The 16,487-nt window shown below is 65.0% G+C and carries 16 protein-coding genes and 2 pseudogenes; 15 read left to right on the top strand and 3 right to left on the bottom strand.

Annotated features, from left to right (window positions below; genetic code table 11):
* Positions 1–102: 102 nt before the first annotated feature.
* Positions 103–1,065 carry a ferritin-like domain-containing protein gene (locus O6P37_RS13955; RefSeq protein WP_269894630.1) on the top strand — a complete coding sequence of 321 codons (963 nt, stop codon included), beginning with the start codon at positions 103–105 and terminating at the stop codon, positions 1,063–1,065.
* A gap of 492 nt (positions 1,066–1,557) precedes the next feature.
* Positions 1,558–2,421, top strand: coding sequence for a GGDEF domain-containing protein (locus O6P37_RS13950; protein ID WP_269894629.1), 864 nt, complete (start codon positions 1,558–1,560; stop codon positions 2,419–2,421).
* A gap of 208 nt (positions 2,422–2,629) precedes the next feature.
* Here O6P37_RS13950 and O6P37_RS13945 read toward each other — a convergent pair whose 3' ends face one another.
* Complete coding sequence (locus O6P37_RS13945; protein ID WP_269894628.1) at positions 2,630–3,382, bottom strand: GAF and ANTAR domain-containing protein; 753 nt, start codon at positions 3,380–3,382, stop codon at positions 2,630–2,632.
* A gap of 134 nt (positions 3,383–3,516) precedes the next feature.
* Here O6P37_RS13945 and O6P37_RS13940 point away from each other — a divergent pair, with 134 nt between their 5' ends.
* Positions 3,517–4,002: a MarR family winged helix-turn-helix transcriptional regulator gene (locus O6P37_RS13940; RefSeq protein WP_269894627.1), complete on the top strand. Its 486-nt coding sequence runs from the start codon at positions 3,517–3,519 to the stop codon at positions 4,000–4,002.
* Positions 4,003–4,161: 159 nt separating this feature from the next.
* Here the strand turns inward: O6P37_RS13940 and O6P37_RS13935 are convergent, their stop codons facing one another.
* Positions 4,162–4,797 (bottom strand): TetR family transcriptional regulator, encoded by a 636-nt coding sequence (locus tag O6P37_RS13935; RefSeq protein ID WP_269894626.1) that lies wholly within the window; start codon positions 4,795–4,797, stop codon positions 4,162–4,164.
* Positions 4,798–4,850: 53 nt separating this feature from the next.
* Here O6P37_RS13935 and O6P37_RS13930 point away from each other — a divergent pair, with 53 nt between their 5' ends.
* The 8 genes and pseudogenes from O6P37_RS13930 to O6P37_RS13895 all read left to right on the top strand — a co-directional run bounded on the left by O6P37_RS13930 (position 4,851) and on the right by O6P37_RS13895 (position 12,816).
* Entirely contained in the window at positions 4,851–5,849 is a 999-nt protein-coding gene (locus O6P37_RS13930; protein WP_269894625.1) for an alpha/beta hydrolase, read from the top strand.
* 28 nt (positions 5,850–5,877) lie between these two features.
* Entirely contained in the window at positions 5,878–6,804 is a 927-nt protein-coding gene (locus O6P37_RS13925; RefSeq protein ID WP_269894624.1) for a ferritin-like domain-containing protein, read from the top strand.
* The gene (locus O6P37_RS13920) at positions 6,801–8,264 is read left to right on the top strand and encodes a flavin-containing monooxygenase (protein WP_269894623.1); all 1,464 of its coding nucleotides are present in this window, start codon (positions 6,801–6,803) and stop codon (positions 8,262–8,264) included. The genes O6P37_RS13925 and O6P37_RS13920 overlap by 4 nt, the downstream gene beginning before the upstream one ends.
* A 16-nt stretch (positions 8,265–8,280) precedes the next feature.
* Positions 8,281–9,426 (top strand): acyl-CoA dehydrogenase family protein, encoded by a 1,146-nt coding sequence (locus tag O6P37_RS13915; protein WP_269894622.1) that lies wholly within the window; start codon positions 8,281–8,283, stop codon positions 9,424–9,426.
* A 161-nt stretch (positions 9,427–9,587) separates the two neighbouring features.
* Entirely contained in the window at positions 9,588–9,776 is a 189-nt protein-coding gene (locus O6P37_RS13910) for an LLM class oxidoreductase (protein WP_269894621.1), read from the top strand.
* Positions 9,776–10,507: pseudogene (locus O6P37_RS13905) on the top strand (TIGR03619 family F420-dependent LLM class oxidoreductase). The gene O6P37_RS13910 and the pseudogene O6P37_RS13905 overlap by 1 nt, the downstream one beginning before the upstream one ends.
* Positions 10,508–10,519: 12 nt before the next feature.
* Positions 10,520–11,491, top strand: a pseudogene (locus O6P37_RS13900) (aldo/keto reductase).
* 755 nt (positions 11,492–12,246) lie between these two features.
* The gene (locus O6P37_RS13895; RefSeq protein WP_269894620.1) at positions 12,247–12,816 is read left to right on the top strand and encodes an MmyB family transcriptional regulator; all 570 of its coding nucleotides are present in this window, start codon (positions 12,247–12,249) and stop codon (positions 12,814–12,816) included.
* Positions 12,817–12,839: 23 nt separating this feature from the next.
* Here the strand turns inward: O6P37_RS13895 and O6P37_RS13890 are convergent, their stop codons facing one another.
* Positions 12,840–13,682 (bottom strand): helix-turn-helix transcriptional regulator, encoded by an 843-nt coding sequence (locus O6P37_RS13890; protein WP_269894619.1) that lies wholly within the window; start codon positions 13,680–13,682, stop codon positions 12,840–12,842.
* 223 nt (positions 13,683–13,905) lie between these two features.
* Here O6P37_RS13890 and O6P37_RS13885 point away from each other — a divergent pair, with 223 nt between their 5' ends.
* From O6P37_RS13885 to O6P37_RS13870, 4 genes are read left to right on the top strand one after another with little or no spacing between them, the layout of a single operon-like run.
* Positions 13,906–14,682 carry an SDR family oxidoreductase gene (locus O6P37_RS13885; protein WP_269894618.1) on the top strand — a complete coding sequence of 259 codons (777 nt, stop codon included), beginning with the start codon at positions 13,906–13,908 and terminating at the stop codon, positions 14,680–14,682.
* A gap of 55 nt (positions 14,683–14,737) precedes the next feature.
* Entirely contained in the window at positions 14,738–15,088 is a 351-nt protein-coding gene (locus tag O6P37_RS13880) for a putative quinol monooxygenase (protein ID WP_269894617.1), read from the top strand.
* Between the two features lie 16 nt (positions 15,089–15,104).
* On the top strand, positions 15,105–15,974 hold the full coding sequence (locus O6P37_RS13875; RefSeq protein ID WP_269894616.1) for an oxidoreductase: 870 nt from the start codon (positions 15,105–15,107) through the stop codon (positions 15,972–15,974).
* Between the two features lie 5 nt (positions 15,975–15,979).
* A complete protein-coding gene (locus O6P37_RS13870) occupies positions 15,980–16,276 on the top strand; it encodes a putative quinol monooxygenase (RefSeq protein ID WP_269894615.1) in 297 nt (98 codons plus the stop codon).
* The last annotated feature ends 211 nt before the right edge of the window (positions 16,277–16,487 follow it).

Here is a 16,487-nt window from a genome sequence, read left to right as displayed (position 1 = left end):
AATCCGACCTTTCGCGATTAGCCCGTGACGTTGGCGGCAATTCCACTGGCACGTGCGCGTCAGCGCCAGAACCATGTCATCCGACTTATAAGGAGTTCAATCTTGTCCGCCACCGACACCGCGAAACTGCTCAGCCAGCTCCGAGCGATCCTCGACTTGACCAACACCGAGATCCAGATCGCCGAAACCCGCGTCGCCCAGGCGCGCACCGAAGCCGTCCGCACCGAGCTGGAACAGAACGCCGCCAATGGCCGCTCCCGCACCGAGGCCATCGAAACCGCCATTCGCGAACTGGGTGGCTACCCCGACGTCATCGGCCCGTTCATCGGCCGCGCCGCCGCCGCAGTCAAGGCGATGACCGAGCAGGCATCGCCGTTCGACGAAGCACTGTTGGGCGACCTCGCGCTCGAGGACCAGCTCCTGCAACGGTCGCGGTACCTCAAGGCCCTCGCCGTCGCGGCGAAGAACAGCGACGTGCAGGCCCTCGCCGACCGGCTGATCACCGCGCACACCGCCACCGTCGAATGGCTGGCCACCGTTCTCGCAGAGGAAGCCCTCGGCGGCCCGGCCGCATTGCGCCGCACCCCGCTGCAGGCCGCCACCGGCGCCGCGGTGCGCGCGGTGAACCTTCCCATCACCTGGACCACCCGCGGCGTCGACCGCACCGTCGAAGCCTTGCGCAGCACCGGCCCGGCGTTCACCGAGCTCGTGAACCGCGGCCAGCGCGTGACCGACGTGGCCACCAAGACGCTGAGCGCATCGCGCGATGCTGCGCTTGCCGCCGCTGAGCAGGTCACCCGTGAGGAAGGTGCGGGCAAGGCCGCGGACGCGTTGCATTCTGCGCGCACCGCCACCGGCGTGCTCGACTCGTCCGAGCTGCCGATCTCGGACTACGACGAGCTGACTGTCGCCGATGCAGTGGCCGCGGTGAAGGACCTGACCGATCCCTCGGACGTCCGCGCCGTCGTGGCGTGGGAGGAAGCGCACAAGAACCGTGCGCGCGTCGTGTCCGCGGCGCAGACGCGCCTCGCCGCGATCGCACAGGAAGTTGTCGGCATCAGCTGACCGAGTTCTTTCGATGTAACGCCCCCGCGGCCGTGGTAGGCGGGGGCGTTGCCTCGCCATGTGCACCGCCTGTGAAGGATGCGTCGGGGTCGGGGTCGCCACCAAAAGCCCGACGCGTGTTTGCTGAAACTGTTAGCCTGCTCGAATGAAAGTGACGGGAACGAAGCGCGTGGGTAGCGAGGTGTCGGCGCAAGAATCGTTTCTACACTTGTGGATTCGTTGACGACGGTGCCCGATAACTTGTGGCGGCGTCTCGACCATTACTACTTCCTGACAGCGTTTCTGGCTTCGCGGGATGTTCAGGCGTTGTGTTGTCGTGTCGTCGCGGCCATGCTCATCGGCCTCGGTGTCATCTCGGTGGCACTGATCGCGAGCCCCCTGGGACCGCACGGCGCCACGAATCGGGCGGTTGCCGTCGCAATTGCTGTGTGCTGCCTGGTTATGAGCGCGGTGTGGCTACGCCGCCGCTGGCCGTCGGCTACGGAGTCCCGGATGACCGTGGTGGTCGGGACCGTGTGCGTCGCGGTGTCATGCCTGATTCAGTCCGACCCGGTCGCCGGCCTGTTCGGCGCGAGCACCTTCGGGTTGGTGTCCGCCTACACCGCCCTGTTCCACACCCCGCGCCTGCTGGCACTGTGCTGGACCGCGGCAGCCGCCACGTTGACCGTGCTGACCGTTCGGTGGGCGGGCCACGACCTGGCATTCGTGGTGTCCTCGGCACTGCTCGTCGCCCTGGTGGTCGTGTTCGTCACCTTCGCCGGCCGAATGACCATCTGGCTGCTCGACGCCGACATCTTTCATCCGAACCTCGACGCCCTCACCGGTCTGCTCAACCATGACGGGTTCCACGAGAAGGCCGCCACTCTGTTGACCTCGAGCAGCCGCACTGACGACCGCTTCTTCGTGGTCGCAGTGGTCAACCTCGACAGTTACTCGCTGCTGCGCAGCCTGGCCGGCACGATCGGAGTCGACCGGGCCCGGATCGAGGTGGCCCGCCGATTGCGTGACACCGCGCGCAGCAACGCGGTACTCGCCCATCCCAGCGACTCGGAATTCGTGATCGCCGACCTCTTCACCGAGCCCGACACCTCGCCGTTGATCGAGCGGGTACAAGGCACCATCAACGCGGCTTCAGCCCGACTCACCGCCAGCATCGGGGTGGTCTGCACGCCGCTCGCGCCGGTCGCGAAGCTGCCCGCTCCCGACGTGATCGACGAACTGATGGCCGTCGCCAGCAACGCCATGTACAACGCCCGCCGGGCGGGCGGCAACCGTGTGACCTACGTGAACGACCCCGCACTGACGGTGCTCGACGCGCCACCCACTGATGAGTGGCCCGACGACGACACCCGTTGAGGCACGCGTGCACTGCGATGTCGACGAGGGCATCGGCATCGCAGTCGGTCTCCTTCACGGTGTGATATCGCGCACCGCATTGGTTTGCAGGGCCACGTGTGAGGCAACTGTCTTGCCAGGCGAATGTAGAGGTCGACTTCTACATGCGCTCAGGCCGCGTCGGTTCAGACCACGAGCCGGCGAGGCCGTCCCGAACGGCGTTAGCCGGCTATGACTGCGCCGTCTTACGTGAGAGGTCTTCGATCACTTGATGAGCGATGTCTCGGAGCTTGACGTTCTCGCGTTGTGATCGCCGGACGAGCAGTTCGAATGCCTCGTCGGCGGTGCACGCCATCGCAACGCGCAGCGCGCCCTTGGCTTGATCGATCTCGGAGCGGGAGTCCAGCGCCTGTTCGAGCTGAGTGACAGTCTGCAACGTGCGCCGCCAGCGATGGGCATCGGTGACCGCCCGGCTCGCCGCGTCGGTGTAGAGGCACAGCAGCTTTTCGTCGACCAGGTCGAACGCCGACACGGTTCGGCTGTAAATGTTCACCGATCCGACGAGCTCGCCGTCGTGACCGGCCACAGCGCCGACGATGAGCGGGATGGACAAGGTAGCGCGGATGCCTTCGGCCTGCGCTACAGCGAGAAAACGCGGCCATCGCCGCTCAGTCGAGTCGATCATCACCCGCACCGGCTGCCGGGTCTGCGCGGCCTCCAGGCACGGCCCCTCCCCCTCGGCGTACTGAGCCGCATCCAGTTCCAGAACCGATTCATCGGTGTGCGCGGCGGTGCGCGGAGTGCTGCCCATGACTGTGATCGAGACAGTGTCGGCCTGCGGAACGGCCGAGACCGCGTTGCGCGCTATTCGCGACAGCGCAGCGTCCAGTGACTCCTCATCGGCGAAGATGGCGTTGAGCTCCGTCAGAGCGGCCATCGTGGAATCCAACCGGTGAAGCACATCGGGCCGATCGGCGTTCATGGACCCCTCCTCCTCGTGCCCTCTATTATTTCACTCAGTGAATCGTTCGAAACCTGTGATGGGTTGGATCGCACGAATGAGGAACATCACTTGTGAGCGTCGATGCGGAAAACGTCGAGCCGACGGATCGGGCGGTGTTGGAGGCGCTCCTGTCCGCCGACCTTCGCGCTCTCACCGCCGAATCCGACCGAATCGGTCGGATGTTCGCCGAGCTGCACCACCTGAGCGCGAACGAGTTCCACGCGCTTCTGCACATCATGGTCGGAGAGACGTCGGGCATGCCTCTCACCGCAGGACAGCTGCAGCAGCGGCTGGGACTGACGCACGCAGGCATCACCTACCTGGTGCGGCGGATGATCTCCGCGGGTCACATCCGCCGCGACGCTGACCCCGCCGACCGGCGCAAGGCGATCCTGCGCTACGAGCACGACGGTATGGAACTCGCCCGCGCCTTCTTCACGCACCTCGGCGCAGCCAACCGCGCAGCGTTGGCCGGTTTCTCCGACGACGATCTGCGCACCGCGCATCAGGTGATGCACACACTCACCCAGGCGATGGACCATTTCCGCAGGCGACTGACCACCTCGGCCGAGGCAGACGGTTCCGACGGCCGCACGTGATTGCCACGTCGAATGCTCATCGCAGGAGTACGCGACACATGGTGCGATCAGTACTCTTGCAGGCTCTCTCGCAGGGTGGTGCCGGGATAGCGCGTGCGAAACCGGCCGCGGCGCTGCAGCTCCGGCGTCACGACGGCGTTCTCACGTGTCTATGAGGAGTCAGGTGGTCGGCCCCAGCAGTGGCGGGACTAGGTAGCGGCGCGCGAAGGAGCGGGCGGCGTCGTCGTCACCGAGGGCGACGTTCTGCGACGGAGTCAGCAGGAACGACAAGATGATGCGGACCGTCACCTCGGCTATTTCGAGCAGTTCGAGCTGTGTGCGGTCGTCGCCGGGCAGCTCGACCGACAGCTGGTAGGCCAAGAACTCCGACGCGGTCTGGATGACACCGGCGCCTTCGACGGTGAAAAAGGGCAGCACGGTGTCGGGTTCGGTGGCCAGCAAGCGTTGTAGCAGTGCATGGTCACGCAGGGTGTTGTGGGTGAAGACGAAGCCCTCAACGAGTTTGTCCTCCTTCTCGGGGAACCGAGCGGCCTCGTCTCGCAGGTCGGCAAGGAACTTCTCGAGTTCCCGTAGCAGAACGGCCTCGATGATTTCGTTCTTGCCTGGAAAGTGCCGGTAAAGGGTGACGCGGGCCAGACCGGAACGGCGGGTGATGTCCTCGACGGTCGAGCGGGTGATGCCGAACATCTCGAACTGCGTCAACGCGGCGTCGAGGATGCGTCCGGCGGTCCCCTCAGCCGCCGCCGGCGAGCCGAACCGCGCCACGGCCTTGGCCAACAAGCTGCCGTATTTCACCGATCGTACCGCGCTGTTGAAACAATCATACTAAGAATGTACCTTCGTTCTTCATGGCACACCAGGACGATCGTCGCGGCGATGCGGCCACGGCGATGATTACGCCGAGCCGGCCCAGCAGGGCGTTGTTCGCGGTGAGCCGCACGGTGATGCGCCCGGTCGCCGGGATGCTCCCCGACAATGCCGCCGGCATCGCCGGTCTGGACGCAATCCTGCGGGCCTTCCTGGCTGCGGCCGCACACCCGCGCCGAGGTCTGGCGGTCACACCGGTCGACACGACGTTCAGTGACCGGCGGGTGCGAGGCGAATGGGTCTGCGCGCCTGGCGTCGATCCTGACGGGGCGGCGGTGCTCTACATCCACGGCGGTGCGTTCGTCGCATGTTCACCGCGCACGCACCGCGGTCTGATCGGCGAAATCTCAGCGTCCTCGGGTCGCCCGGTATTCGCCGTCGAGTACCGCAAGGCACCGCGGCACCGCTTCCCGTGTGCATCCGACGACGCCCTGGCTGCCTACGCGTGGCTGACGTCGGCGGGACGGGCCGTCGCCGTGGCCGGCGATTCCGCCGGGGGTCAGTTGGCAGTGGCGACCACGTTGTCCGCACGTCGTCACGGCCTACCGGACCCGGCCGCGGTACTGCTGTACTCACCCGCCTTGGACCTGACGGGCGCGTTGGCGCTCGCCCTGGACGGGCGGCGACGCGACGCCTTCGCCCCGGCCCGGCGGGTGGCGCCCGCGTTCGCCCTCTACGTCGGCGACGCCGACCCTCGTGAGCAACTCCTGTCAGTGCTCGACGCCGATGTCGCCGGCTTCCCGCCGACGATGATCCACGTCGGCAGCACCGAGATGCTGCTCGATGATTCCCGCCGACTCGCCCAATCCCTGCGCGCCGCCGGGGTGACGGTCAGCTTGCACGTCGCCAGGGGCCAAATTCACGTCTTCCCCGCCATGTTCCGCTTCGTTCCAGAAGCGCGCGCCGCGATCCGCCACAGCGGCGCATTCCTGGACGGCCATCTGCCCTCCGGACCTGCCCGGGCCTCCGTTACCGCCTGAAACGTCAACCAACACAGAGGAGTTCGTCATGGCCTTGGACCTGTCCGACATGCTGACCAAGATCAAGGACCGCCAGTGGGCGCTCGGTGACATCGACTGGGACGCCCCGGGCGCCGAGCTGATCACCGAGGAACAACGCCCGAAACTCAAGGAGTTCATGTCGGATCTGGTGTGGATCGAGCAGGTCGGTGCCCGCGGATTCGCCGCGCTGGCACTCAAGGCGCCCGATGACACCCTCGCCGAGATCTACCGCTACTTCCACGCCGAAGAGCAACGCCACGCCAACGCCGAACTGGCGTTGATGCGCCGGTGGGGCATGCTCGAAGACGACGAAATCCCCGAACCGAACATCAACATCCGACTCGTGATCGACTGGCTCGACACCTACGGCGACCGAGCGTCGCTGAGCATGCTGGGCACCGTCATTCCGATGCTCGAGGTGGCCCTCGACGGCGCGCTGCTGAAGTTCCTGCTCGATGAGGTCAAAGACCCGGTGTGCCACGAGGCGTTCAAGCTGATCAACGCCGACGAATCCCGGCACCTCGCCGTCGACTTCCACGCCCTGGAACTGCTCGGCATGGGACCCGCCCGCAAGCTGCTCATCAATTCCGTAGGCGCAGTAGTCAGCCCGGCGTTTCTGATTGGCACATTGGTGTACACACCGCTGTTGTCGAAGATGCGCGACAACGTTGTCGCCATGGGACTCAAAGAGGAGAGCCTGTACGCGGCGATCAAACGGTTCTCCAATGTGGGAGACCGCAGCGAGCACACCAGCCGCAACCCGATGTATCGCATCGTGCGGGGGCACGGGAACCTCGTCGTGGAAAGCAATGAACCGTTCAGGAAGTTCATCGCCAACCCTCTCATCGCGCTGTCCGCGCGCTACCCGCGGCGGATGCTGCGACCGGTGCCGTCGTGGATCAAAGAACTCACCCCCGAACCGGTGGCGTCATGACCAACTCAGTGGTGATCATCGGGGCCGGGTTTGCCGGCCTTGGAGCGGCTATTCGGTTGCGCCAGAACGGTATCGAAGACTTCGTGATCGTAGAACGCGACAGCGCAGTTGGCGGTACCTGGCGGGACAACACCTATCCCGGGGCCGCTTGCGACATTCCGTCGCTGCTGTATTCGTTCTCTTTCGCCCAAAACCCGGACTGGCCACAGGGCTACTCTGGCAGTCACGACATCCTGGGTTACATCGAGTGGATGGTCGAAAAATTCGACCTGCGCCGGTTCATCCAGTTCAACACCGAAGTGACCGCTCTGTCCTTCGACGAGGCCGCCGGCGTGTGGTCTATCGCCACCGCCGAGGGCAAGACCTTCACGAGCGTCTCGGTCATCATGGCCCAGGGGCCACTGTCAAACGCGAGCCTGCCACCGATCCGTGGCCTGGACACCTACACCGGCAAGACGATACATAGCGCCCGCTGGGACCACGATTACGACCCCACTGGGAAGAGGGTCGCCGTCATCGGGACCGGCGCCAGCGCAGTGCAGATCATCCCCGAACTGGTCAAGACCGCCGCCCAGGTCAAGGTGTTTCAACGCACGCCCGGCTGGGTGTTGCCGCGGCTGCAGTACCACACCCCGGAGTGGAACAAGCGGCTCTACCGGCAGTTTCCGTTCACCCAGAGCGTGGCACGCAAGGGCGTGTTCTGGGCGCACGAGTTCATGGCACTAGGGCTGGTCTGGCCGACCGCGATGACCACGGCCCTGCAGGGACTATCCAGACTGCAGCTGCGCCGCCAAGTCAAGGACCAGTGGATGCGACGCCAGCTCACGCCGCGCTTCACCGCCGGCTGCAAGCGCCTGCTGGTCACCAACGATTACTATCCGGCGCTCGCCAAGGAGAACTGCAAGCTGATCACCTGGCCGATCGCCACGTTGTGCCCCAACGGTATTCGCACCGCCGACGGGATCGAACACCACGTCGACGCGATCGTGTTCGCCACCGGCTTCGACGTGTGCAAGACCGGCACCCCGTTCCCCGTCACCGGCCTGAACGGTCGCTCACTCGGGGAGGAATGGTCTACGGGGGCTTATGCGTACAAGAGCACCAGCGTCGCCGGTTACCCGAACCTGTACCTGACCTTCGGCCCGAACTCCGGGCCGGGTCACAACTCGGCGCTGGTGTACATGGAGGCTCAGATCGACTATGCGGTGCGGGCGATCCGGACTCTGAACCGGTGGAATCTGAAGTACCTCGACGTCCGCGACGACGCCCAGCGCCGCTTCAACGAGGGGATCCAGCAGCGGCTGGCCAAAACCACCTGTAATTCAGGGTGCCGCAGCTGGTATCTGACCGATGACGGCTTCAACGCCACCATGTATCCCGGCTTCGCCACCCAGTACCTCAAACAGATGGCCGAACTGCACCACCCCGACTACCACGCCGTGCAGAAAGCGACTCAATGACTCAGGAAGCGACGACATGACCGCATACCGTTCGGCTTGGCTCGACGACGACCTCGACGCGCTGCGCGAGCTTGCCCGCTCATTCTGCGAGAAGGAAATCAAGCCCAACGCCGAGAAGTTCATCGAACAGCACCACGTCGACCGCGAGCTGTGGATCAAGGCCGGTGAGCTGGGTCTGCTGTGCATGTCGATTCCCGAGGAATTCGGCGGCGGCGGCGGCACCTTCGCTCACGAGGCTGTCCTCATCGAGGAACAGGCCCGCATCGGCGACACCTCGTGGGGCCAGTCGGTGCACAGCGGGATCGTCGCGCACTACCTCAACGCCTACGGCACCGACGACCAGAAACGCCAGTGGCTACCCAAGATGGCCAGCGGAGAGGTGGTCGCGGCGATCGCCATGACCGAGCCCGGAACCGGGTCGGATCTACAAGCCGTGACGACCAAAGCCATCCGCGAAGGTGACGAGTATGTGGTCAACGGTTCGAAGACTTTCATCACCAACGGCGCGCAGGCCGACCTGATCGTCGTCGTCGCCAAGACCGACACCGCCGAAGCCGCCAACGGAATCTCGCTGGTGCTGGTGGAGGCCGACCGGCCCGGTTTCCGGCGCGGACGCGTGCTGGACAAACTCGGCCAGAAGGGTCAGGACACCTCCGAACTGTTCTTCGAAGATGTCCGGATACCCACCACGAATCTCCTCGGCACCGAAGAAGGCCAAGGCTTCGTGCAACTGATGCTGCAGCTGCCGCAGGAGCGATTGATCATCGCCGTCGGCGCGGTCGCCGGCGTCGAGGAGGCATTAGACCAGACGATTCGCTACACCAAGGACCGCCAGGCGTTCGGCAAGCCGCTGTTCGCCTTCCAGAACACCAAGTTCAAACTCGCCGAAGTGGCCACCGAAGCCCGAATCGGGCGGGTCTTCGTCGACGACTGCGTGTCGCGGCACTTGCGCGGCGAACTCGACATCCCCACCGTCGCGATGGCGAAGTGGTGGACCACCGAACGGTCGATGGCCGCGCTCGACGAATGCCTGCAACTCCACGGCGGCTACGGATACATGACCGAGTACCCCATCGCCCGCGCGTGGGCCGACAACCGCGTGCAGAAGATTTACGCCGGGACCAACGAGATCATGAAGGAGATCATCGCCCGCTCACTGTAGCGATCAATCGACGGTCGATCGCCGCAGGCGTCATCCTCGGCGTCTCAGTTCGTCGAGTCCCGCCACCGGTCGCCCCAGTTCGGGTGCGCATCGAGACGCTCACGCGCATGGACAACTACAGGAACTCCTGACTGCGACAAGGTTTCGACGAGACCGACCTGGTGATCGGCGGGTCCGAACGGCTGGCTCGCGCGCTGGTCGGCATGGGAACAGCCGAACAGGCCGCCGCCTCGGTCACCGCACATCTCGACGCCGGCGCCGACCACGTGGTCGTGCAGGTCGCCGTCGACGCGCCGACCGACGACCCGCTGCCCAACCTGCGAGCACTCGCAACGGCATTGAGCCTCTGATGCGCGTCGGAGTGACCTACCCCCAAACCGAACTCGGCGGCGACCCCGGCGCGATACGCGCCTACGGACAGCAAGTCGAGGAACTGGGGTACAGCCACATCTTGGCCTACGACCACGTTCAGCGAGCCGCTGGTCATGTTCGGCTACCTCGCCGCGGTCACCAGACGGTGGAACTCGTCACCGGCGTGATCATTCTGCCGCAACGCCAGACCGTCCTGGTGGCCAAGCAGGCAGCCGAAGTTGACCTGCTCAGCGGCGGCCGGCTGCGGCTCGGTGTCGGCGTGGGCTAGAACGCCGTCGAATTCTAAGCCCTCGGACAGGATTTCACCAACCGGGGTGAGCGCACTGAGGAACAGATCGCCGTGCTGCGCCGATTGTGGTGCGAGCAGAGCGTGACGTTCGCCGGCACGTATCACCGCATCACCGGAGCCGGCATCGCACCAATGCCGGTGCAACGCCCAATCCCGGTCTGGATCGGCGCAGCATCAGCACCGGGCTACCGGCGGGCCGGTCGGACCGCCGACGGATGGTTTCCGCTCATAGACCCGGGAACCAAACTCGACGACGCGCGCGCCGTCGTCGCTCAGGCCGCCCTCGACGCCGACCGTGACCCCGCGGCGATCGGAATGGAGGGCCGGACACCTCGCCGCCCTGACGGCGGTGGCCGAGGCGCTGCTTTGATGTCGGACGCCCTCAAGGCTCCCCGCATGACAAGACAATCGAATCGCTAAGAAGCGATACTGATGGAGCACATCACACTTGGAGACCTCGACGTCGGGCGGATCGGCCTCGGCGCGATGGGCATGTCCGCGGTCTACACCGGAGCGGGCGCCGACGACGCCGAGGCCATCCGCACCATTCACCGGGCCATCGACATGGGCGTCACACTCATCGACACCGCCGAGGTCTACGGGCCCTATGTCAACGAGGAACTCGTGGGTCGCGCGCTCAAGGGCCGCCGAGACGACGTGGTCCTCGCCACCAAGTTCGGCATGATGTCGCACACCGGCAAGGGCCCCCTGGACAGCTCACCGGAAAACATCCGCTTCGCGGTGGAGGGTTCGCTGCAGCGGCTCGGCACCGACCGCATCGATCTGTTCTACCAGCACCGCGTCGACCCGGCGACCGCGATATAGGACACCGTCGGTGCGATGGCGGACTTGGTGGCAGAAGGCAATTTCCGCTACCTCGGCCTGTCAGAGGCCGGGGTAGACAACGTCCGGCGCGCCCACGCGGTGCACCCGATCACCGCACTGCAGTCGGAATACTCACTTTGGACCCGGGACCCCGAGACAGCCGTCCTGCCGCTGCTGCGCGAACTCGGGATCGGCTTCGTGGCCTACTCCCCACTGGGACGTGGCTTCCTCACCGGCGAGATCAAGTCCACCGCCGACTTCGACGACAACGACTTCCGCAAGACCAACCCGCGCTTCTCGGGCGACAACTTCGAGCGCAATCTCCGCGCGGTCGAAGAAGTGGTGGCGATCGCCGAACGGGTCGGGGCGACCGCTGCCCAGGTGGCTCTGGCGTGGCTGCTCGCCCAGGGTGACGACATCGCCCCGATTCCTGGCACCAAACGCGTTGCTCGCGTTCAGGAGAACATCGCTGCCGACGCGGTCGAGTTGACACAGGAGCAGATCGACGCACTGACGCGGGTATCCCCGGCCGCCGGTGAGCACCACAGCGAGCAGCAGATGAAATGGCTTGATCGCTGACAGCTCTACCGGTCGGCCCCCCGGACGATGGCCTGCCGGCACGTTCTCAGGACTCCGGTATCCACCCGGGTCTACATCGACCAGATGACCAGCACTACAACGCCATCGTGGACGTCATCCGTTCTCGCGGTCGGCTCGCCCGTAGCTCGTTCGAGCTTTTGACTCAATTCGCCGATGGACGCATGGGTTATATGGGCACCGTCAAGGACGACGTTCCCTATCTGCTAGGAAGGCCCGCGATCGGGGTCCGTGCTTGGGCGGAGATGCACAAAGCGCAGTTGCTCGCACTCGTTGACCAACCTCCAACCTGAAGAAGTCTTTGACCGGATCCCCGTCGCTGCCCTGAACGACCATCGCCGCGCGTTGACCGCTGGTCAGTATCTGCCCGTCACGCGCATGGTGCCCGACTCCGACGTCGCCCAAGTCTGCACTCTGTGCGGTGACTCTTTGACGACCGCTCACCGCTGCCGCAGCATCGACGATCGGCGAAGCCGTGCCCGTCGGATTTTGCGGCCGGCCCGACGTTTTGCATGGGGCTGCCCCGCGCATTCGAGCGCCGACTCTCATCCAGGCTCGGGCCTGGGTGGGTGCGAGACACCCAGGTTGAGACGTCCCCCAAAAGGCATCGTGGATGACATGGCAACGATCTCCCGGCATGGCCGCCGCCCAGCTTTGCAGCGCTCGGCTGTGCAGTGCCACCGCCGCGGGGTCTTGATGCGCTGCACACCGGGGCACTCATCAACGGAGTTGGGCCGATGGACCCTGCAAAGCTGACCCGCGCAGGGCCCTCCGCGTCTGGTCAACGGGCCTGCGCTCACCCGCTCGCCGCACTGGTGAACCATCTGCCGAATACGCCCGCAATCGTGGTCAACGACATCGGTGATGTCCTCAGCATCAACAACCTGGCACGTGAATTGTTCTCCGAGTTCACCATTCACGACAACGTGGTGCGGATGACGTTCCTCGATCCGGCAGCACGGTGGTGCGCGGACGCCTGGCGTGATCAAGCCCGTGATGCACTCGGGACGCTGCGCCGGGCGTACCAGCGAGCACCGTCCAACACCGAAACCAGCAGTCTGGTCTGTGAGTTGCTCCGGCTCAGCGAGCCTTTCCGGACGATGTGGATGCAGCAGGACCGGACCGCGAGCAATCGGGCAACGCGGGTTTTCCCCCACCGCGAGGTGGGCGCGCTGGTGGTCGATGAAGTGGCGCTGGGCAGCGCCGCCGAACCGGGCACGATGGTGTTGGTCTACGTCCCGGCACCGGGATCAGTCAGCGACGAGTCGCTTCGGATCCTCGGAAGCTGGTGCGCCTCCGTTCGCTGATCGCAGAACTGACCCGACCTGCGTCAGGAGGCCACCTCGGCACCAGAGAGGTTCGCGCTGCCAGGACGGGACCGATCTCTGAGGGACAGCAGCCGCGCCTCGCTGATGCTGCCGGGTTCCGGTTGATACACCACAAGCTGCTGACCGGGCGCGCTCATCACCTGGAAGGCATGGAAGTTGATCAAGATCTCGCCGGCCTGCTCATGCCTGAGCAGCTTCGTCTCCTGTGTCTTGGGGCTGATGTCGTACTTCTGCCAGAGCCGGTCGAACTCGTCGTCAGCGCGGAGCTCTGCGACGAGGGCGTCGCGCTCCTGCGCGCTGTGGTGCTGGTGCATGGTCGCCCGCAGAGACCCGACAGAGGACTCGGCAGCGCGAGTCCAGTCGACGAAGAAGCGTTTGCCTGCCGGGTCGAGAAAGACGTTGCGAACCAGGTTCGTGTGGTCGGCGAACGAGCTGAAGAGCGCCGTCGCGAGCGGATTCAGCTGGGTGAAATTCAGCAGCGGGTCCAAGATGAAGGCCGCTGCGCCGTCCCACGCATCGAGCATGTGGTTCAGTGTCGGATCCACCGACGCCGTCGACGGAATCACCTGCGGGGCGAGTCCGGCAAGCAATCGCAGATGGTCGCTCTGGTGCTGGTTCAATTTGAGGGCGGCCGCCAAGGCCTCGACGACCTGTTCGGACGGATGCTTTTCGCGGCCCTGCTCGAGCCGCACGTAGTAATCGGTGCTGAGCCCGGCCAGCTCGGCGACCTCCTCGCGACGAAGCCCCGGGACACGGCGACCCGTCAGCGTGGCGAAAGGATAGATTTCGGCCGCAGCGGCATTGCGACGAGCCCGCAGGAACGCCCCCAGCGTGTCATCAGCCATTTCCACAGGATACTGACCATCCTGTCGCGCCGCGCGGCCGACGATCGGCGTGCGCTGAGGTCGGTGTCACGGCCCGCAGCGCCACCGTCAGCGGTGTTCAGGGTAGGAGTCTCCCACCCTGTTTCCGGTCCCAGGACTGACCAATAGTGGTTTGCGGGAGTACGGACTCCCACGACAAACAGAACCGACGCAACGGTTCTCTTCGCACACTGAAGGAGCAGACATGAACACCCTCATCGCAGGAACTCCGCTGGCCGGCCGTGTTGCGGTCGTCACAGGGGCATCGAGCGGTATCGGTGAGGCGACCGCCGAGCGGTTCGCCGAGCTCGGCGCCAAGGTCGCGCTCATCGCGCGCCGTAAGGATCGCCTCGACGAGATCACCGAGCGAATCGCCGCGAAGGGAGGGATCGCGCTGGCCGTGCCCACCGATGTCACCGACCGGGCCGCCGTCCACGCTGCGGCCGAGCAGATCGCTGCCGAGCTGGGCGCGGTCGACCTCGTGTTCGCCAACGCCGGGGTTCAGCTCATCTCCGAGATCGGGGATCTCAGAGTGCAGGACTGGGACGCCCAGATCGACCTGAACATCAAGGGCGTCATGAACACCATCGAGGGATTCGTCGGTTCACTCGAGGCGGCGGGCGGTGACGGCCGGCCGGCCGACCTCATCACGACCTCGTCGATCGCGGCGACCAGGGTTCTCGAGAAGTTCCAGGTGTATTCCGGCACTAAGGCTTTCATCAGCCACATCACTCGGCTGCTACGGACCGAACTCGGTCGCAAGAACGTGCGGGTCGCCACGGTCGAGCCTGGCATGGTCGACACCGAACTTCCCGACCACGTGACCGATCCGGACGCGTCCAAGTTGATGGCCGACCTGATCGAGCAGATCGACGTCCTGCAGTCCGCTGATGTCGCGGAGACCGTGGCCTTCGTCGCCGCGCTGCCCAAGCACGTCAACCTCACCGAGATCACCATTCTGCCGACCGCGCAGATCATCTGACCGAATGATCCGCGGGTGAGCCGATCATCCTCCCGAACCGACGAACGAGGTTCACATGCCGAACAATCGACCCGACGTGGTTTCACCGGCGGCTTCGCCGGAGGCGAATGGCCAGACCAACGTGGCATTCGCAGTCGCCAAGCCCGCTATGGCGGAGCGTCTCGGCGACGAGCTGTTGAAGCTGGTTGCGCCCACCCGCGCCGAACCTGGCTGTCAGCGGTATGAGATTCATCAGTCAGTCCACGACCCGCATATCTGGATGATCCTCGAAACATGGGGCGCCAGGGCCGACTTCGACACTCACATGCAGCAGTCGTATGTGCGCGACTTCCTGGGTCAGGTACCCACTCTGTGTGTCCGTGACGTCGAAATCGGCGAATACCGCGCAGCTTCCGCCACCCACTGAAATACAGGAGGAACTCATGACTACACAACCGTCACAAGTCTGGATGGTCACAGGATGCTCCACCGGCTTCGGCCGCAGTCTTGCCGAGCACCTGCTGGACCGTGGACAGAAGGTCGTTGCCACGGCACGTGACGTATCCAGTGTGGCCGACCTCGCCGATCGCGGGAATGCCTTGATACTGCCGCTCGACGTGGTGAACCGTGAACAGTGCAGTGAGGTGGTCGAGGCCGCGGTGAGGCATTTCGGCACCATCGACGTACTGGTCAACAACGCCGGCATCGGCTACTTCGGCGCCATCGAGGAAACCGACGACAAGATCGCTCGACTCCTCTTCGACGTCAACTTCTTCGGCACCGCCAATGCCATCCACGCGATCTTGCCCGTCATGCGGACCCAGCGCAGCGGCACGATCATCAACCTCACGTCGATCGGCGGACTCAGCGGATTCGCCGCCGTAGGCTACTACTCGGCGAGCAAATTCGCTGTGGAAGGCCTTTCCGAGTCGTTGCGGATCGAGGTGGCTCCCCTGGGGCTCAACGTCATGGTGGTGGAGCCCAGCGGCTTCCGAACCAACTGGGCGGCGTCCTCCAACGAGGTGGAGAACCCGATCGAGGACTACGACCAGACCGCCGGACAAGCCCGACGTGCCTACCACCAATCTGTCGGCAACCAGGCGGGGGACCCGGCGCGGGCTGCCGCAGCCATCTTCTCAGCCGCCACCAGCGCACAGCCACCGCAGCGGTTGCTCCTGGGCAACGAGGCGGTCGACGTCGCTCTGGCCAAAGCAGCGACGCTGCAGTCCGATATCGCGGCCTGGGAGCACGTTTCGCGCGCAGCCGATTATCCCGACGAGGAAAGCACCGACGAACAGGACAACCAACGATGACAACGGTGACCAACATCGCGTTCGTCAAGGCCAAGAGCGGGCTTGGTGACGATCACGGCCGTCGACTCATGGATCTGGTGGAGCCGTCCCGCGAGGAGGCGGGCTGCATCATCTACGACCTACACCGGTCCGAGACAGATCCCGACCTCTGGTGCGTGTACGAGAACTGGCGCTCGGCAGAGGATCTGGCCGAGCACTTCGACCTCCCGCACATGCAGGCGTTCGCAGCGGAGGTGCCGCGCCTCGTCGAAGGTGATCTCGACCTGCGACGCTTCCGCATGATATCGAAACCGGCATCGTGATGATCCGGGCCGCCATCGAATACCGTTCGACCACAACAGATGTCGCATACATCGTTCAGGTATCAAGTGAAGAGGAGTGTCCATGAAGGTGACGGTGATCGGTCGAGGCAACGTGGGCAGCGACTCGGCCGGCTGTGGAGCAGCCGAGGCCATCAGGTGAGTCTGCTCGGGCGTGACGGCGCGGTGACGCGTCAACGGCGGACGTGATCGT

Origin of the sequence: Mycobacterium hippophais (genome assembly GCF_027529605.1) — a bacterium.
Taxonomy (GTDB): Bacteria; Actinomycetota; Actinomycetes; order Mycobacteriales; family Mycobacteriaceae; genus Mycobacterium; species Mycobacterium arseniciresistens.
Note: the sequence above shows the minus strand (reverse complement) of the source record. Positions and strands in the feature narration are given on the sequence as shown.